Origin of the sequence: Pseudomonas asplenii (assembly GCF_001293465.1) — a bacterium.
Taxonomy (GTDB): Bacteria; Pseudomonadota; Gammaproteobacteria; order Pseudomonadales; family Pseudomonadaceae; genus Aquipseudomonas; species Aquipseudomonas fuscovaginae_B.
Map to the genome: position 1 here is coordinate 388,684 of NZ_JSYZ01000004.1, position 16,179 is coordinate 404,862.

Here is a 16,179-nt window from a genome sequence, read left to right on the forward strand (position 1 = left end):
CCCGCGTCCGTGTCCAACTCATCGCCTCGTGCATACCGGTGGCGAGGTATGCATTCTGTGCTGAATCAGCCCGGCAGCAGGCAACCTTTCTTCTTCAGGGAATCCAGGACCCAGGAGCGGTCATTGGTACCCTGGGCAATGTGCTCCATCTGGGCGGTTTCGGCAGCATGCTTGGCGGTCGCACGCTCGTAGACTTCGGCAACATGGTCGTAAGGCACGCACAGCAGGCCATCGTCATCACCGATGACCAGGTCGCCCGGCTCGATCACCATACCATCAATGGCGATCGGTACGTTGATCTCACCCGGACCATCCTTGTACGGCCCCCGGTGCGAAATACCGGCGGCAAACATCGGGAAGTCGCCTTCGCCAATGCTCGCGGCATCACGGATCGCGCCATTGACCACGATACCGGCCACACCCCGCTTGACCGCGTAGGCCACCATCATTTCGCCGATCAGGGCGTTGGTCAGGTCGCCTCCGGCGTCCACCACGATGACATCGCCGGGCTCGGCGATATCGATCGCGTAATGCAGCATGAGGTTGTCACCAGGGCGCGCCTTGACGGTCAGTGCCGGGCCGGCGAGTACGCCTGCGCGATGCATCGGGCGCAGACGGGCTCCGCCTGCGGTCATGCGATTCATCGAGTCGCTGACGTTGGCGACCGGAACCTCGCGATAGCGCCCAACCCATTCTGTGCCGACCTTGCGCGCGCGCTCAAGCACTTGGAAGCCAATGCTCATGTGACCTACCTCTCTTGGTTTTTATTGGATGTCTTCGACGGCTGCCGAATCACATTTTTAGAATGTCATTTCATATTTGCATTGGCAAATGCTTTTTCAACCTAAATTCGTGGACTAGACGAATAGCAGAATCATTTTCTTGCAACGTCATTTCATTATGTTAGGGTTAATCCATCGCCGCTTCCGAGCGAGCGCATTTGCCCAGACAAGAACAAGGTACTCACGATGTCCCGCACCCTGCTGCTTACCGGCCCTGAACTCGCCGCCGATGCCATGACACTCGCCGCCGAGCACGGCATCCGAGTGATCCCCACCACACCGTATCTGCCGGAGCAGGAGCTGGAAGCGATCATCCGCGCCGAGCAGCCCGACGCGATCATCGTTCGCCAGGGCAAGCTGACCCGCGACATGATCCAGGCTTCGAGCAAACTCAAGGTGATCGCCAAGCATGGTGTCGGCTACAACACCATCGACATCCAGGCCGCCGCGGATCACGGTATCCCGGTCTCCATCGCGGTCGGTGCCAACGCCCAGTCCGTGGCCGAGCATGCCTTTGCATTGATGTTCAGCGTGGCCCGGCAAACCGCGCTGCTCGATGCGCGGATGCGCGATGGGCACTGGGACAAGAGCTCGGCCAACGGCATCGAGCTGTTCGGCAAGACCCTCGGCCTGGTCGGGCTGGGCTCGATCGGCAGCATTCTCATGGACCTGGTCGCGCCCCTGCGCATGAAGGTCAAGGTGTACGACCCCTACCTCAAGCAGTTACCGGAGCGCGCCCATGTCGAGCGGGAGGAGGATTTCGATCGCCTGCTGAGCGAAAGCGATATCATCAGCCTGCATTGCCCGCTGACCGAGAGCAACCACAACCTGATCGCTGCCGATCAGTTCGCCCGCATGCGTCCCGAGTGCATCCTGATCAACACCGCACGGGGCGAGCTGATCGACACCGACGCCCTGGTACAGGCGCTGAGCGAGCGCAGGATCGCCGGTGCCGGCCTGGATACCTTCAACCCCGAGCCGCCGCCTGCCGACAGCCCGCTGTGGGGGCTGCCAACACTGGTTGCCACTCCCCATGTCGGCGCCAACACCTCAGCAGCCAGGGATCGGGTCGGACTGGTCGCCCTGGGCCAGGTACTCGACACCTGGGCGGGCAAGGCCCTGGATCCGCGCTGCGTCGTCAATCGCCACCTGCTCGACAACTGATCGATAGACAGGCGCCCGGCCGTTGCCCGGCCGAGCGCCTTCACCCAGCGAAACTCCAGAAAAAAAACAATCGGAGAGCCCCATGAATCCTGCAACTTCCCAGCCTGACGCACTCGAGCGCAGTACCATGCGGCGGGTCGCCTGGCGACTGCTACCCTTCCTCATCGTCTGCTACCTGATCGCGATCATCGACCGCGGCAACATCGGCATGGCCTCGCTGCAGATGAATGCGGACCTTAACCTGACAGCCAAGGTCTTCGGCTTCGCCAGCAGCCTGTTCTTCTTCGCCTACTTCCTCATCGAAGTCCCCAGCAACCTGGCCATGCAGCGCTACGGCGCACGAATCTGGATTGCCCGGATTATGATCACCTGGGGCCTGATCTCCGCCGGCACCGCCTTCGTCCAGGGGGCCAACTCGCTCTATGTGATGCGCTTCCTGCTGGGGGCGGCCGAGGCCGGCTTCTTCCCCGGCGTGCTGCTCTACCTCACCTACTGGCTGCCGTCGGCCTACCGTGCCCGCATGGTGGCGTTGTTCATGGTGGCCATTCCGGCGGCCAACTTCATCGGTTCGCCGTTGTCGGGCCTGCTGCTGGGACTGGACGGCTGGATGGGCATGCGCGGCTGGCATTGGCTGTTCATCCTCGAAGGCATCCCGGCGGTGCTGCTGGGTATCGCCTGCCTGTTCGTGCTGACCGACCGTCCGGAGCAGGCCCAGTGGCTCACCGACGAGCAACGCTCCTGGCTCACCAGCCGCCTGGCTGACGAAGCCTCTAAAAAGACCGCCATCGGCCACATTTCCCTGTGGAAGCTGCTGCGCCACAAGGATATCTGGGTGCTGGCGCTGATCTATTCGGGAGCCTCCGCGGCGGGCAGCACCATGAGCGTGTGGGCGCCACAACTGCTCAAGACCTTCGGCCTGACTTCCCTGCAGATCGGCCTGGTCAATGCCATCCCCTACGGCATCGCCTCGGTACTGATGATCATCTGGGGCCGCAGCTCGGACCGTACCGGTGAACGCCGCTGGCACACCGCCATGACCCTGCTGCTGATCGCCGCCGGCCTGCTGATGACCCTGTTCACCTCGTCGCTGGCCGCCACGGTGTTCATGCTGACCCTGGTGCTGGTCGGTGCCTACTCGATGAAAGGACCGTTCTGGGCGCTGGTTTCCGGCTGGCTTTCGTCATCCACCGCCGCCGCCGGCCTGGCCGCCGTCGGGGCCATGGCCAACCTGATCGGTGGCGGCCTGATGGTCAACGCCTACGGCGCCATCCACGATGCCACCGGCAGCTATGCCCTGGCGCTGATGCCACTGGCAGCCCTGTGCACCTTCGCCGGCATCAGCGTGCTGGTCATCGGTCGCAAACGCCAGCTTGAGCAGGCCGCACCCGTCCCCGCGGCCAGCGCCAAGTAAGTCGCTGCCCCTCCCCGCGATACCCACCTCCGCCCTCGGCGGTGGGTATCGTGCCCCCAGAACAACAATAATCGAGGTATACCCGATGTCCCTGTCACGTCGTCATTTCCTGCTGGCGGGAGGCGCACTCGGCGCCGCCGCCTCCATGGGCGCCCTGGCCAAGGTGCCCTTCAGCGAGGGGGAAGCCAGCCCCCGACTGACTCCGCCGGCTGGCAGCGTGGACTGCCACATGCACCTGTACGACAGCCGTATCCCGGCGGCCCCCAACGCCACCCTGCTGCCACCCGATGCCTCGCTGGAGGACTACCGCGCGCTGCAGAAACGCCTGGGCATCCGCCGCATGGTGATCGTGACGCCGTCCACCTACGGCACCGACAACCGCGTCATGCTCGATGGCCTGCTGCGCAGCCGGGGGGATGCGCGCGGAGTCGCCGTGGTGGATGGTTCGGTCACCGACGCCGAACTGGCCCGCCTGCAGGACGCCGGCGTACGGGGTATCCGCTTCAACCTCAGCCTCGGCGGTACCGCCCTGGACGATCTCGAGCGTCTGGGCGCACGGGTCAACGAGCTGGGCTGGAATGTCCAGTTCGCAACCGGGCCCTTGCTGCCGGAAGTGGCGCCGCGGCTGCTCAAATTGCCAGGGAGCATCGTCATCGACCACATGGGCCACGTCCCCCAGCCTGAAGGCCTCAAGTCGGCGGCATTTGCCTCGCTCGTGCAATTGCTCGACAGCGGTCGGGCATGGGTGAAGGTCTCGGCACCGTACGTGCGCTCGAAGGTTGGCGCTCCGGGGTTCGAGGATGTCGGGAGGGTGGCCAGCCACCTGATCGGTCGTTACCCCCAGCGCATGCTCTGGGGCAGCGACTGGCCACACCCGACCCTCGCCAGCGGGCAGAAGCCGGATGATGCCTCTGTCCTGGACCTGCTGCTGGCCTGGGCGCCTGAGGAAAGCACCCGCGCCCTGATCCTGCGCGACAACCCTGTCAGCCTGTACGGTTTCTGATTCGCTGCGGGCGCTGCCCCGGCGCCCGCCTCCGTTGCCGACCGTTGGAGGGTTTCAACGGCCTGGCACCGGTTCATGGGGCTTGACCCGCGGCATCACGATGTCATGCTGCTTCACGCGCCGATACAAGGTCGCCCGGGAGATACCCAGGGCTTGCGCCGCCGGCCCCGGCTGCCAGCGATGGCGCACCAGGGCCTCGAGCAACGCCTGGCGTTCGGGGCTGGCGGGGACCTCCGCCCGCACCGGTGGCAAGCGGCCGTGCAGGTCCTCGGGCAGGTCCTCCAGGCGGATGCTGTCACCCGGACAGATGGCGCAGGCATAGCGCAGGACATGGCGCAACTGGCGCACGTTACCCGGCCAGCTGTAGCCCAGCAGACACTCCAGGGCCGCAGCCCCCAGCCCCAGGCGCAAGCCGCAGCGTGCGGCCTCTTCGTCGAGGATGCGGTTGATCAGCTCCAGCTTGTCGCTACGCTCGCGCAGCGGCGGCAGTTCGAAACGCGCACCGCTGAGACGAAAATACAGGTCCTCGCGAAAGGCGCCTTCGGCCACCAGGGTCGACAGGTCGCGGTGGCTGGCGCAGATCACCTGAATGTCCACCGCCTGCCGCCGCGCCGCCCCCAGCGGCGCCACTTCGCCCTCGGCCAGCGCCCGCAGCAGGCGTGTCTGCAAGGCCAGCGGCATGTCACCGATCTCGTCGAGGAACAACGTGCCGCCATCGGCCTGCTGCAGCAGCCCGCGCGCGCCCTTGCGCTCGGCGCCGGTAAAGGCGCCGGCGACATAACCGAACAGCTCGCTCTCGATCAGGCTCTCGGGGATCGCGGCGCAATTGAGCGCCACGAAGGGCTTGTCGCGCCGCGCGCTTTGCTCATGCAACTGGCGCGCGAAGACCTCCTTGCCGGCGCCGGTTTCGCCATGGATCAGCACGGGCAGGTTGCGGTCCTTGACGCGGACCGCCAGGCGCAGGCTCTCGGCGATCCGCCGGTCCGGTTCGCCGGCGGCGTGGCGCGCAGCCGCCCTCTTGTGCGCGCCCCGGGGAACGCTCAGACGAATATGCAGGCCGTGCTCGGCAGCATGCCGCGGGTGCTCGTCGGCGGCCGCGTGCAACAGGTCCGGGTCGAAGACCTCGCCGATGTGCCGTGGCAGTTGCCCATGGCGCTCCAGCAGGTAATGCCGGGCCGAGGGGTTGAGCGCCTGCACGCAACCGTCGGCGTCCCAGGCGAAGAGGAACTCCGGCTGGCTGTCGACATAGCCCGGGGCGGCGTGGGCCCGCAACACCCACAGGCCACGGGTGCTGTGCATGAAGAAGGCGTTTTCGATGTCGCGGGCACTCTGCACGGTCATCTGCCGGATCAGGTGCTGGCTGCGGCGGTCATCCGGGGATTCGACGGCCGACACGTCGAGGACACCGAGCAGCTCGCCCCAGGGGTCGAACACCGGTGCCGCCGAGCAGGTCAGGCCGATGAAGGCGGCGCGGAAATGGTCACGCTTGTGCACCGTCACCGGGACGCCATTGGTCAGCACCGCGGCCACGCCACAGGTGCCCTCCTCGCCTTCCGACCAGCAGGTTCCCAGGTACAGCCCGGCACGCCGGCAATCGGCACGGATCGCCGACTCCACGCGATAGTCGATGGTATTGCCCTGGGCGTCGGTGAGCAGCACACAGTAGTCGGCGTCGCGCACCCGGCCATGCAACCGCGAGACCTCCTCGCCGGCGATGCACAGGAAGCTCTCGGCGCGCTCGCGGTATTCCCTGAGCAGCGTCTGGCTCAGGATCCGCGGGCCCTGCAGGGAGCCCGGATCCAGGTGGTGCTGCTCCATCGAGCGGCGCCAGGAGTCGAGGATCAGGTTCGGTACCGGCGCTTCAGGCAAGCGGCCAGCATGACGCAACACACGGCTGACACAGTCCACGTGGGCTCTGGAGTAGGCAGGAAGCATGGGGCCTCCACGGCGTGTTTCATTGTTCTTGTTGCGCTCATTTAAGCCCCGCCTCGCCTGCGGGACAAGTGCCACGAACAGACGGCGGCCGACTGAGACGCAGCGTCTCAACGTCTCACCGCAACGCCGGGCAGGCTGACATGGCCCGTCTCATTCGGCTGTGGTCCCAGGCCCCGCCCGATACGGCACCAACCGCTCTGGCCCGCCACATGTGCCGTCATGAATAGCGCCCTGGCACCGCCCTTGCTATGACCCGGCAGACACCGGGACGTCATCCCGCACCCACAACAACAATCAGAGGTGCCTCATGTCCGCAACTGTTGCTTCGCCCTGCTTCCTGGCCGCCAAGGTCGCCCTGATCAACGCCGTAGGTGGCGGCCTGTCCCTATGAGCGCCGCCCTGCGTGTCGGCATCATCGCCAACCCCGCCTCGGGACGGGACCTGCGCCGCCTGACCGCGAATGCCGGGCTCTACTCCAGCACCGACAAGGCCGCCGTGGTCCAGCGCCTGCTGGGCGCCTTCGGTGCCACCGGCATCGAGGAGGTGCTGATGCCTCCGGACATGACCGGCATCGCCGCCGCCGTGCTCAAGGCGAGCAGCGGCCGCCACGCCCGCGAAAGCCGCTGGCCACGCCTGGAGTTCCTCGACATGCCGCTGCGCCAGAGCGTGGAGGACACCCGCCTGGCCGCGCGCCTGCTGGTCGAGCGAGGCGTCAGCCTGGTGGCCGTGCTCGGTGGCGACGGCACGCACAAGGCAGTGGCCGCCGAGGTCGGTGACATCCCCCTGCTGTGCCTGTCCACCGGAACCAACAACGCCTTCCCGGAGCTGCGCGAGGCCACCGGGGCCGGGCTGGCCGGCGGGCTCTATGCCAGCGGGCGGATTCCCCCGCAGGTCGGCCTGCGGCGCAACAAGCGCCTGCGCGTGCGGCTGGCGGCACGGGGTATCGACGAGATCGCCCTGGTGGAGGTCGCCGCCTCGCCGCTGACCTTCACCGGCGCCCGCGCCATCAGCCGCGCCGAGGACCTGGCGGAAATCCACGCGGCGTTCGCCGAGCCCCACGCCATCGGCCTGTCCTCGCTGTGCGGGTTGTGGAACCCGGTGTCGCGGCGCTGTCCCCGCGGCAGTTGGCTGCGCCTCTCCCCGCAGGCTGACGAGGCACTGCTGGCGCCGCTGGCCCCGGGCCTGCTGCAAGCCTGCGGCATCGTCGCCAGCGGCAGCCTCGAACCGGGTGTGCCGCGCCTGCCGCTGCTGGCCGCCGGCACCCTGGCGCTGGACGGTGAACGCGAGATCGAGTTCGTCGCCGCCGACCGCCCCAGCATCACCCTCGAACTTGACGGCCCGCTGAGCATCGACGTCGAGGCCGCCCTGGCCTTCGCCGCCCACCATCACCTGCTGGCCGTTGCCGGCAAGCCCGTGAACCACCCTGGAGAACAAGAAAATGTCCACGCTACCGACTGAACAACTGCTCCATGCCTATCGCGTGATGCGCACCATTCGCGCCTTCGAGGAACGCCTGCACGTGGAGTTCGCCACCGGCGAGATTCCCGGCTTCGTGCACCTGTACGCCGGCGAGGAGGCCTCCGCCGCCGGGGTCATGGCCCACCTCGACGACGAGGACTGTATCGCCTCCACCCACCGCGGCCACGGTCACTGCATCGCCAAGGGGGTGGACGTGTACGGCATGATGGCCGAGATCTACGGCAAGAAGACCGGCGTCTGCCAGGGCAAGGGTGGCTCCATGCACATCGCCGACCTGTCCAAGGGCATGCTCGGCGCCAACGGCATCGTCGGCGCCGGCGCACCGCTGGCGGCCGGTGCGGCACTGGCCGCCAAACTCAAGGGCAACCGCGCGGTGGCCGTGGCCTTCTTCGGCGACGGCGGCTCCAACGAGGGTGCGGTGTTCGAGGCGATGAACCTGGCCTCGGTGTGGAACCTGCCGTGCATCTTCGTTGCCGAGAACAACGGCTACGCCGAGGCCACGGCCTCGAACTGGTCGGTGGCCTGCGATCACATCGCCGACCGTGCCGCCGGTTTCGGCATGCCCGGGGTGACGGTGGACGGCTTCGACTTCTTCGCCGTGCACGAAGCCGCCGGGGCCGCCATCGAACGCGCCCGCGCCGGCGAGGGCCCGTCGCTGATCGAGGTGAAACTCACCCGCTACTACGGCCACTTCGAAGGCGATGCCCAGACCTACCGTGCCCCCGATGAGGTCAAGCACTACCGCGAAACCCGCGACTGCCTGATGCAGTTCCGCGAACGCACCGTGCGCGCCGGCCTGCTGCAGGCCAGCGCCCTGGACGGCATCGACGCCGAAGTGCACGCGAGCATCGATGAAGCCGTGCTGCGGGCCAAGGCCGATCCCAAGCCGTCGCCAGCCGACCTGCTGAGCGACGTGTACGTCGCCTACCCCTGAGATCAGCCGCCGGGCGCCGTGCGACAGACCCGCACCCCGGCCCATGGAACAACAAGAGGAGAGCCATCATGGCCAGAAAGATCAGTTACCAGCAGGCCATCAACGAAGCCCTGGCCCAGGAAATGCGCCGCGACCAGACGGTGTTCATCATGGGCGAGGATAACGCCGGCGGTGCTGGCGCACCCGGTGAGGACGACGCCTGGGGCGGCGTACTCGGCGTCACCAAGGGCCTGTTCCACCAGTTCCCCGGCCGCGTGCTGGATACCCCGCTGTCGGAGATCGGCTACGTCGGTGCCGCCGTGGGCGCCGCGACCCGTGGCCTGCGCCCGGTGTGCGAACTGATGTTCGTCGATTTCGCCGGCTGCTGCCTGGACCAGATCCTCAACCAGGCGGCCAAGTTCCGCTACATGTTCGGAGGCAAGGCGGTGACCCCGCTGGTGATCCGCACCATGGTCGGTGCCGGCCTGCGCGCCGCCGCCCAGCACTCGCAGATGCTCACCGCGCTCTGGACGCATATCCCCGGGCTCAAGGTGGTCTGCCCGTCCTCGCCGTATGACGCCAAGGGGCTGCTGATCCAGGCCATCCGCGACAACGACCCGGTGATCTTCTGCGAACACAAGCTGCTCTACTCGATGCAGGGCGAGGTGCCGGAGGAGCTGTACACCGTGCCCTTCGGCGAAGCCAACTTCCTGCGCGAGGGTGATGACGTGACCCTGGTGACCTACGGGCGCATGGTCCACCTGGCCATGGACGCCGCCGCCAGCCTGGCGCGCCAGGGAGTCTCCTGCGAGGTGCTGGACCTGCGCACCACCAGCCCGCTGGACGCCGACAGCATCCTCGAAAGCGTGGAAAAGACCGGTCGCCTGGTGGTGATCGACGAGGCCAACCCCCGTTGCTCCATGGCCACCGACATCGCCGCGCTGGTGGCCGAACAGGCGTTCGATTCGCTCAAGGGCCCGATCCGCCAGGTCACCGCGCCGCACACACCGGTGCCCTTCTCCGACGCCCTGGAAGACCTGTATATCCCCAGCGCGGCGAAGATCGAGGCCACGGTCCTGGAACTGGTGCAAGGGAGGAAGGTGGCATGAGCCGAATCCATACCCTGACCATGCCCAAGTGGGGCCTGTCGATGACCGAGGGGCGTATCGACTCGTGGCTCAAAGATAACGGCGACGTCATCGAGAAAGGCGACGAGGTGCTCGATGTGGAGACCGACAAGATCAGCAGCAGCGTCGAGGCGCCCTTCAGCGGCATCCTTCGCCGGCAGGTGGCACGCGAGGAAGAAGTCCTGCCGGTCGGCGCCCTGCTGGGCGTGGTCGTCGAAGGTGAAGCCAGCGACGAAGAGATCGACGAAGTGGTCAGGCGCTTCCAGGCCGAGTTCGTTCCGAACGGCGGCAGCGAGGCTGACAGCGGGCCCACACCACAGAAAGTCGAGCTGCAGGGGCGTGTCGTGCGTTACTTCGAGCGCGGCGAAGGCGGCGTACCGCTGGTGCTGATCCACGGTTTCGGCGGCGACCTGAACAACTGGCTGTTCAACCACGAGGCGCTGGCGGCCGGACGCCGGGTCATCGCTCTGGACCTGCCGGGCCATGGCGAGTCGGGCAAGACGCTGCAACGCGGCGACCTCGACGAATTGAGCGGCGCGGTACTCGCCCTGCTCGATCACCTCGATATCCAGCAGGCACACCTGGCCGGGCACTCCATGGGCGGCGCGGTGGCGCTCAATACCGCACGGCTGGCGCCTCGGCGGGTGCGCACGTTGAGCCTGCTGGCCAGCGCCGGGCTGGGTACGCAGATCAACGGCGACTACCTGCAAGGCTTCGTCAGGGCCAACAGCCGCAACGAGCTCAAGCCGCAGCTGGTGCAACTGTTCTCCGCCCCGGCGCTGGTCAACCGGCAGATGCTCGAGGACATGCTCAAGTACAAGCGGCTCGAAGGTGTGGGCACGGCGCTGCAGCAGCTTGCCGACCAGCTCTTCGCCAACGGCCGGCAGCAGCACGACCTGCGCCATGTCCTGGATACCGCCGAACATCCGGCCCTGGTGATCTGGGGCGAGGCGGACGCGATCATCCCGGCCAGCCACGCCGAGGGGCTGCCTGCCGAAGTTCACGTGCAGCCCAAACAGGCCCACATGCTCCAGCTCGAAGACGCCGAGGCGGTCAACGCCCTGCTGCTGGACTTCCTCAAACGCCATTGACCAACGAGGGTCCGCCCATAGGGCCGGGCCCCAGGAGACAGCCATGACCCTCAACACCAACAGCATGCGTGCCGCGGTCTGGCACGGCCGCAACGATATCCGTGTGGAAAACGTGCCGCTGCCGGGTGACCCGCCAGCCGGCTGGGTGCAGATCCGCGTGCACTGGTGCGGCATCTGCGGTTCGGACCTGCACGAGTACGTCGCCGGTCCCGTGTTCATACCGGTGCAAGCGCCACACCCGCTCACCGGCATCAAGGGCCAGTGCATTCTCGGCCACGAATTCTGCGGCGAAATCGTCAAGCTCGGCCCCGGCGTCGAAGGCTTCAGCAGCGGCGAGGTCGTCGCGGCCGACGCCTGCCAGCACTGCGGGACCTGCTATTACTGTCGCAACGGTCTGTACAACATCTGCGAGAACCTGGCCTTCACCGGCCTGATGAACAACGGCGCCTTCGCCCAATGGGTCAACGTACCGGCCAACCTGCTGTACAAGCTGCCCGCGGGCTTCCCCGCCGAAGCCGGGGCGTTGATCGAGCCGCTGGCGGTGGGCATGCACGCGGTGAAGAAGGCCGGCAGCCTGCTGGGGCGCAACGTGGTCGTAGTCGGCGCGGGCACCATCGGCCTGTGCACCATCATGTGCGCCAAGGCCGCCGGTGCCGCGCAGGTGATCGCGCTGGAGATGTCCTCGGCCCGCAAGGCCAAGGCCCGTGAGGTCGGCGCCAGCCATGTGCTCGACCCGAACGAATGCGACGTGCTGGCGGAGGTGCGCCGCCTCACCCAAGGCCTGGGGGCGGACGTCAGCTTCGAGTGCATCGGCAACCAGCATACTGCCAAGCTGGCCATCGACGCCATCCGCAAGGCCGGCACCTGCGTGCTGGTGGGCATCTTCGAGGAACCCAGTTCGTTCAACTTCTTCGAGCTGGTGGCGACCGAGAAGCAGGTGTTCGGCTCGCTGGCCTACAACGGCGAGTTTGCCGATGTGATCGCCTTCATTGCCGACGGCCGCCTGGACATCGCCCCGCTGGTCACCGGACGCATCGAGCTTGAAGACATCGTCGAGAAGGGCTTCCAGGAGCTCGTGAACAACAAGGAGCACAACGTGAAGATTATCGTTTCACCCCAAGTGCCTTGAGTTTCACCTTGAGGGCCGCAGGTTGCGGCCCTCTTCAGTCATGCAGCCGGTATCAGACCCCACCTGTTACATCGGTGAACAGCAGAATCTCCCCTCCAGAAGCTGACGGAAAAGTAATGTCGGGCTCAGGTCGCTGACAGCACGGGATCACTAACTTGATCACGAAGCCAGGAACCAGGCCGGCCGCATTGGCCTGCCTGGAGACCCGCGAATCATCTGACTGGACGCAACGGCATGCAAAGCAAAACCACGAGACGTTCCTTCGTCAAGGGCCTGGCCGCCACCGGCCTGCTGGGCGGGCTGGGCATGTGGCGCGCCCCGGTTTGGGCGCTGACCAGCCCGGGCCAGCCGAATGTGCTGACGGGCACCGACTTCGATCTCTACATCGGTGAGCTGCCGGTGAACATCACCGGCACCCCACGCACGGCAATGGCAATCAACGGTTCCCTGCCCGGGCCGACTCTTCGCTGGCGCGAAGGCGATACCGTCACGCTGCGCGTGCATAACCGCCTCAGGCAGGATACCTCCCTCCACTGGCACGGCATCATCCTGCCGGCGAACATGGACGGCGTGCCAGGCCTGAGCTTCCACGGCATCGCGCCTGATGGCCTGTACGAATACAGGTTCAAGGTCCGCCAGAGCGGCACCTACTGGTACCACAGCCACTCCGGCCTCCAGGAGCAGGTGGGCGTGTACGGCGCACTGGTGATCGATGCCAGGGACCCCGAGCCATTCACCCACGAACGTGATTACGTCGTCATGCTCAGCGACTGGACAGACGAGGACCCGGCGAGGGTTGCCTCCAGGCTCAAGAAACAGTCCGACTACTACAACTTCCACAAGCGGACCGTCGCGGACTTCATCAGCGATGTGAGCGAGACGGGTTGGTCGGCCGCGTTAGCCGATCGCAGGATGTGGGCCGAGATGAGGATGAACCCTACCGACCTGGCCGACGTGAGCGGGTACACCTACACCTACCTCATGAACGGCCAGGCCCCGGACGGCAACTGGACCGGCGTATTCAAGCCCGGCGAGAAAATCCGCCTGCGCTTCATCAACGCCTGCGCCATGAGCTATTTCGATGTGCGGATTCCCGGCCTCAGGATGACGGTGGTCGCCGCGGATGGGCAACCCGTCCATCCGGTTTCGGTCGACGAGTTCCGCATCGCCGTTGCGGAAACCTACGATGTCATCGTCGAGCCTGAAGACCAGCCGGCCTACACCATTTTCGCTCAGTCCATGGATCGCACCGGGTACGCCAGGGGCACCCTGGCCGTCCGCGAAGGCTTGCAAGCCCGGGTGCCGGCGGTCGACCCGCGCCCCCTGCTGTCCATGAATGACATGGGCATGGATCACGGCGGGATGGATCACGGCGCCATGCCGGGCGGTATGCCGGGCATGGACCACGGCACGATGGCCGGCATGGACCACGCCGGCATGACCGGCATGAGCACGACGCGGCAGGGCCATCCGGATTCGGAGAAGCACAATCCCCTGGTCGACATGCAGGCGACGAACCCGCTACCGAAGCTGAACGATCCGGGCATCGGGCTGCGTAACAACGGACGCCGCGTGCTGACCTATGCGGACCTGCGCAGCACCTTCCCCGACCCGGATGGCCGGGAGCCGGGCCGCACGCTCGAGTTGCACCTGACCGGCCACATGGAGAAATTCGCCTGGTCCTTCGACGGCATCAAATTCTCCGATGCCGAACCGCTGCGCCTCAGGTACGGCGAGCGCCTGCGCATCACCCTGGTCAACGACACCATGATGGCTCACCCCGTCCACCTCCACGGCATGTGGAGTGATCTGGAGGATGAGAACGGCCGTTTCCGGGTGCGCAAGCACACGATCGACATGCCGCCCGGCTCAAAACGAAGCTATCGGGTAACGGCCGATGCGCTGGGACGTTGGGCCTATCACTGCCACCTGCTGTTCCATATGGAAATGGGCATGTTCCGGGAAGTCCGCGTGGAAGAATGACGGGAGATTCGAGATGAACCCACCGATGCAGCGTAACGCCCTTTTCCCCACGGCGGCGGCGGCAGGCCCGCTTGCAGCCAATACCCCATTCTCCTGGTACCGTGACCAGGCCAAGGCAGGGCAACATGAGCAATAACCTGGCAAGACCCGCGCTGCTGACCTTGACCGCTGCCCTCGGCCTGCTGAGTGGAGCGAGCGGTTTCGCCGCTCAAGAGGGGGACCATTCGGCGATGGGACACGGCAACATGCAGACGGATAGCGCACCCTCGCCGGGATCGATGCCAGGCATGAATCACGGCGCCATGAATCATGACGCCATGAATCATTCCGGCATGAACCCTGGCCCGGCTACGCCGGCGGCGACCAGCCGGACGCCTATTCCGGCACTGACCGACGCCGACCGCCAGGCCGCCTTCCCCCCAGTGGGCGGGCACCAGATCCATGACAACCGGATCAACAGCTTTTTCCTGCTGGACCAGCTCGAGTACCAGGCTGCCAACGAGGGCAGCACCCTGGCCTGGGAAGCCTCGGGCTGGGTGGGCACGGACACCGACCGGCTCTGGCTTCGCTCCGAAGGCCAGCGTACCGATCGCACCACCGAGGACGCCGAGCTGCAGCTGCTGTACGGGCATTCGATCAGCCCCTGGTGGGACGCCGTCGCAGGGGTACGCCAGGATTTCAAGCCGCAATCGCCCCAGACCTGGGCGGCGTTCGGCGTCCAGGGCATGGTGCTCTATGACTTCGAAGCCCAGGCCACCGCCTTCATCGGTGAAAACGGTCGGACAGCCGTTCGGCTGAAAGGCGAGTCCGACATCCTCCTGACCAATCGCCTGATCCTGCAGCCAACCGCTGAAGCCAATTTCCATGGCAAAAACGACCCGGCACGCGGCGTGGGTTCCGGCCTCTCCAATACCGAAGTCGGGCTGCGGTTACGCTATGAAGTCGTGCGCCAGTTCGCCCCCTACATCGGCGTCACCTGGAGCCGCGCCTACGGCAGGACCGCCGGCTTCATCCGCGACGAGGATGGGGACGTGGATGAGGCGCGTTTCGTTGCCGGCATCCGGATGTGGTTCTGAGCATGAACCGTGCCCGCGCCGCCGTGGCAGTGGCCGATGCCATTCATTGTTTGTGCTGGTGCAACATGGTCTGAATCTGGTGGGTCGCCTGGCGGGTACTTTCCGCCAGTTTGCGCACCTCATCGGCCACCACGGAAAATCCACGTCCCACCTCCCCCGCCCTGGCCGCCTCGATCGCCGCGTTCAGCGCCAGGAGATTGGTCTGGTCGGCAATCCCCTTGATCACCCCCACCACCGTCGCAATCTGGTCGTAGGTCGCCTGATTCTGCGTCAGCATCTGCTGATGGGCTGACTGGGCCGATCGCTCATCGCTGATGTCGCGCACCGCGCCAATCACCCGGGTCAATCGCCCCTGCTCATCGCGCACCCCGCGGCCACGCTCGCGGCACCAGATATAGCCCCGGCTCTTGTGCCGCATCCGGTACTCGAAAACATACTCGCCACTGCCGTGGAGACCGAGGATTTCGCGGTCGAAGATTGCCATCATCTTCGGCAGGTCGTCCGGATGGGTAATACCCACCTGGGCCTCCCAGCCATCGGGCAGCTCCTGGGCGGTGTACCCCAGCAGGACGCGGAACTGATTGGAAAAGCGCATGCAACTGGCCGGGTCCTGAACATCGCCGTTGACCACCGCGATGTCCCAGCAGCCCTCGGTCAGGGTCGACTGCAACAGTTCCCAGACCCTGGCCTCCAACTGATGCTGGCCAGCCCGCTGCAGGTGCTGTTGCACCTCGAGGTCGAGAACCTGCTCCCGCTGGCGCATCGGCTCCAGTTGCCGATGCAGGGTTTCAAGCGCGTGCTCAACCTGCGCCAGACGAATGGCCTGTTGCTCGGCCAACTGCGTGGCCGCCTGCAACTGCTGTGTAAGACGCGCGTTTTCCTGCGTGGACTGCTCCAGTTGCCGGGCCTCGCCGGACCCTTGTGGCTGTTTGTGCTTCTTGAAGAACATGCGCCTGCCCTTTGTGCGTCACGTCGAAACACTGAATCTAATCGCAGGCCCAGGGTGATTACTTGTACGAGCCTGAAGCGGGTCTTGCCCATGCCTGCCAGGCAAGGGGACAGCACCCTGTCGACAAGAGGGGTTCG

13 protein-coding genes are annotated in these 16,179 nt (G+C 66.0%); 10 read left to right on the forward strand and 3 right to left on the reverse strand.

The features are described from left to right. Window positions 1–65: 65 nt before the first annotated feature. Complete coding sequence (locus PF66_RS08160) at window positions 66–743, reverse strand: RraA family protein (RefSeq protein WP_054059558.1); 678 nt, start codon at window positions 741–743, stop codon at window positions 66–68. Between the two features lie 225 nt (window positions 744–968). On the opposite strand from PF66_RS08160, the gene PF66_RS08165 reads away from it, so the two are divergent. The 3 genes from PF66_RS08165 (at window position 969) to PF66_RS08175 (ending at window position 4,360) form a co-directional block, all read left to right on the forward strand. Beyond that, window positions 969–1,946 carry a hydroxyacid dehydrogenase gene (locus PF66_RS08165; RefSeq protein WP_054059559.1) on the forward strand — a complete coding sequence of 326 codons (978 nt, stop codon included), beginning with the start codon at window positions 969–971 and terminating at the stop codon, window positions 1,944–1,946. An 82-nt stretch (window positions 1,947–2,028) separates the two neighbouring features. Further along, window positions 2,029–3,357: an MFS transporter gene (locus PF66_RS08170; RefSeq protein ID WP_054059560.1), complete on the forward strand. Its 1,329-nt coding sequence runs from the start codon at window positions 2,029–2,031 to the stop codon at window positions 3,355–3,357. A gap of 85 nt (window positions 3,358–3,442) precedes the next feature. Beyond that, window positions 3,443–4,360: an amidohydrolase family protein gene (locus PF66_RS08175; RefSeq protein WP_054062386.1), complete on the forward strand. Its 918-nt coding sequence runs from the start codon at window positions 3,443–3,445 to the stop codon at window positions 4,358–4,360. A gap of 54 nt (window positions 4,361–4,414) precedes the next feature. Here PF66_RS08175 and PF66_RS08180 read toward each other — a convergent pair whose 3' ends face one another. Then, the gene (locus PF66_RS08180) at window positions 4,415–6,295 is read right to left on the reverse strand and encodes a sigma-54-dependent Fis family transcriptional regulator (RefSeq protein ID WP_054062387.1); all 1,881 of its coding nucleotides are present in this window, start codon (window positions 6,293–6,295) and stop codon (window positions 4,415–4,417) included. A gap of 387 nt (window positions 6,296–6,682) precedes the next feature. Here PF66_RS08180 and PF66_RS08185 point away from each other — a divergent pair, with 387 nt between their 5' ends. The 7 genes from PF66_RS08185 (at window position 6,683) to PF66_RS08215 (ending at window position 15,093) form a co-directional block, all read left to right on the forward strand. Then, window positions 6,683–7,753, forward strand: coding sequence for an ATP-NAD kinase family protein (locus tag PF66_RS08185; protein ID WP_054062388.1), 1,071 nt, complete (start codon window positions 6,683–6,685; stop codon window positions 7,751–7,753). Next, complete coding sequence (locus PF66_RS08190) at window positions 7,734–8,708, forward strand: thiamine pyrophosphate-dependent dehydrogenase E1 component subunit alpha (RefSeq protein WP_054062389.1); 975 nt, start codon at window positions 7,734–7,736, stop codon at window positions 8,706–8,708. The genes PF66_RS08185 and PF66_RS08190 overlap by 20 nt, the downstream gene beginning before the upstream one ends. Window positions 8,709–8,776: 68 nt before the next feature. After that, window positions 8,777–9,796 (forward strand): alpha-ketoacid dehydrogenase subunit beta, encoded by a 1,020-nt coding sequence (locus tag PF66_RS08195; RefSeq protein ID WP_054060718.1) that lies wholly within the window; start codon window positions 8,777–8,779, stop codon window positions 9,794–9,796. Then, window positions 9,793–10,905: an acetoin dehydrogenase dihydrolipoyllysine-residue acetyltransferase subunit gene (locus tag PF66_RS08200; protein WP_054062390.1), complete on the forward strand. Its 1,113-nt coding sequence runs from the start codon at window positions 9,793–9,795 to the stop codon at window positions 10,903–10,905. Before PF66_RS08195 ends, PF66_RS08200 begins: the two co-directional genes overlap by 4 nt. 64 nt (window positions 10,906–10,969) lie before the next feature. Further along, window positions 10,970–12,034, forward strand: a complete 1,065-nt coding sequence (locus PF66_RS08205; protein ID WP_241494296.1) for a 2,3-butanediol dehydrogenase — start codon at window positions 10,970–10,972, stop codon at window positions 12,032–12,034. Window positions 12,035–12,268: 234 nt separating this feature from the next. Beyond that, window positions 12,269–14,017, forward strand: coding sequence for a copper resistance system multicopper oxidase (locus PF66_RS08210; RefSeq protein WP_054062392.1), 1,749 nt, complete (start codon window positions 12,269–12,271; stop codon window positions 14,015–14,017). Between the two features lie 125 nt (window positions 14,018–14,142). After that, window positions 14,143–15,093: a copper resistance protein B gene (locus PF66_RS08215; protein ID WP_054062393.1), complete on the forward strand. Its 951-nt coding sequence runs from the start codon at window positions 14,143–14,145 to the stop codon at window positions 15,091–15,093. Between the two features lie 43 nt (window positions 15,094–15,136). Here PF66_RS08215 and PF66_RS33655 read toward each other — a convergent pair whose 3' ends face one another. Then, window positions 15,137–16,042: a methyl-accepting chemotaxis protein gene (locus PF66_RS33655; RefSeq protein ID WP_054062394.1), complete on the reverse strand. Its 906-nt coding sequence runs from the start codon at window positions 16,040–16,042 to the stop codon at window positions 15,137–15,139. Between the last annotated feature and the right edge of the window lie 137 nt (window positions 16,043–16,179).

What these genes read in the sequence shown, in the direction of transcription:
- PF66_RS08165 (WP_054059559.1), top strand. Translation starts at nt 969, where the DNA reads ATGTCCCGCACCCTGCTGCTTACCGGCCCTGAACTCGCCGCCGATGCC.
- PF66_RS08205 (WP_241494296.1), top strand. Translation starts at nt 10,970, where the DNA reads ATGCGTGCCGCGGTCTGGCACGGCCGCAACGATATCCGTGTGGAAAAC.
- PF66_RS08195 (WP_054060718.1), top strand. Translation starts at nt 8,777, where the DNA reads ATGGCCAGAAAGATCAGTTACCAGCAGGCCATCAACGAAGCCCTGGCC.
- PF66_RS08210 (WP_054062392.1), top strand. Translation starts at nt 12,269, where the DNA reads ATGCAAAGCAAAACCACGAGACGTTCCTTCGTCAAGGGCCTGGCCGCC.
- PF66_RS08175 (WP_054062386.1), top strand. Translation starts at nt 3,443, where the DNA reads ATGTCCCTGTCACGTCGTCATTTCCTGCTGGCGGGAGGCGCACTCGGC.
- PF66_RS08160 (WP_054059558.1), bottom strand. Translation starts at nt 743, where the DNA reads ATGAGCATTGGCTTCCAAGTGCTTGAGCGCGCGCGCAAGGTCGGCACA.
- PF66_RS08215 (WP_054062393.1), top strand. Translation starts at nt 14,143, where the DNA reads ATGAGCAATAACCTGGCAAGACCCGCGCTGCTGACCTTGACCGCTGCC.
- PF66_RS08180 (WP_054062387.1), bottom strand. Translation starts at nt 6,295, where the DNA reads ATGCTTCCTGCCTACTCCAGAGCCCACGTGGACTGTGTCAGCCGTGTG.
- PF66_RS08185 (WP_054062388.1), top strand. Translation starts at nt 6,683, where the DNA reads ATGAGCGCCGCCCTGCGTGTCGGCATCATCGCCAACCCCGCCTCGGGA.
- PF66_RS08170 (WP_054059560.1), top strand. Translation starts at nt 2,029, where the DNA reads ATGAATCCTGCAACTTCCCAGCCTGACGCACTCGAGCGCAGTACCATG.
- PF66_RS08200 (WP_054062390.1), top strand. Translation starts at nt 9,793, where the DNA reads ATGAGCCGAATCCATACCCTGACCATGCCCAAGTGGGGCCTGTCGATG.
- PF66_RS08190 (WP_054062389.1), top strand. Translation starts at nt 7,734, where the DNA reads ATGTCCACGCTACCGACTGAACAACTGCTCCATGCCTATCGCGTGATG.
- PF66_RS33655 (WP_054062394.1), bottom strand. Translation starts at nt 16,042, where the DNA reads ATGTTCTTCAAGAAGCACAAACAGCCACAAGGGTCCGGCGAGGCCCGG.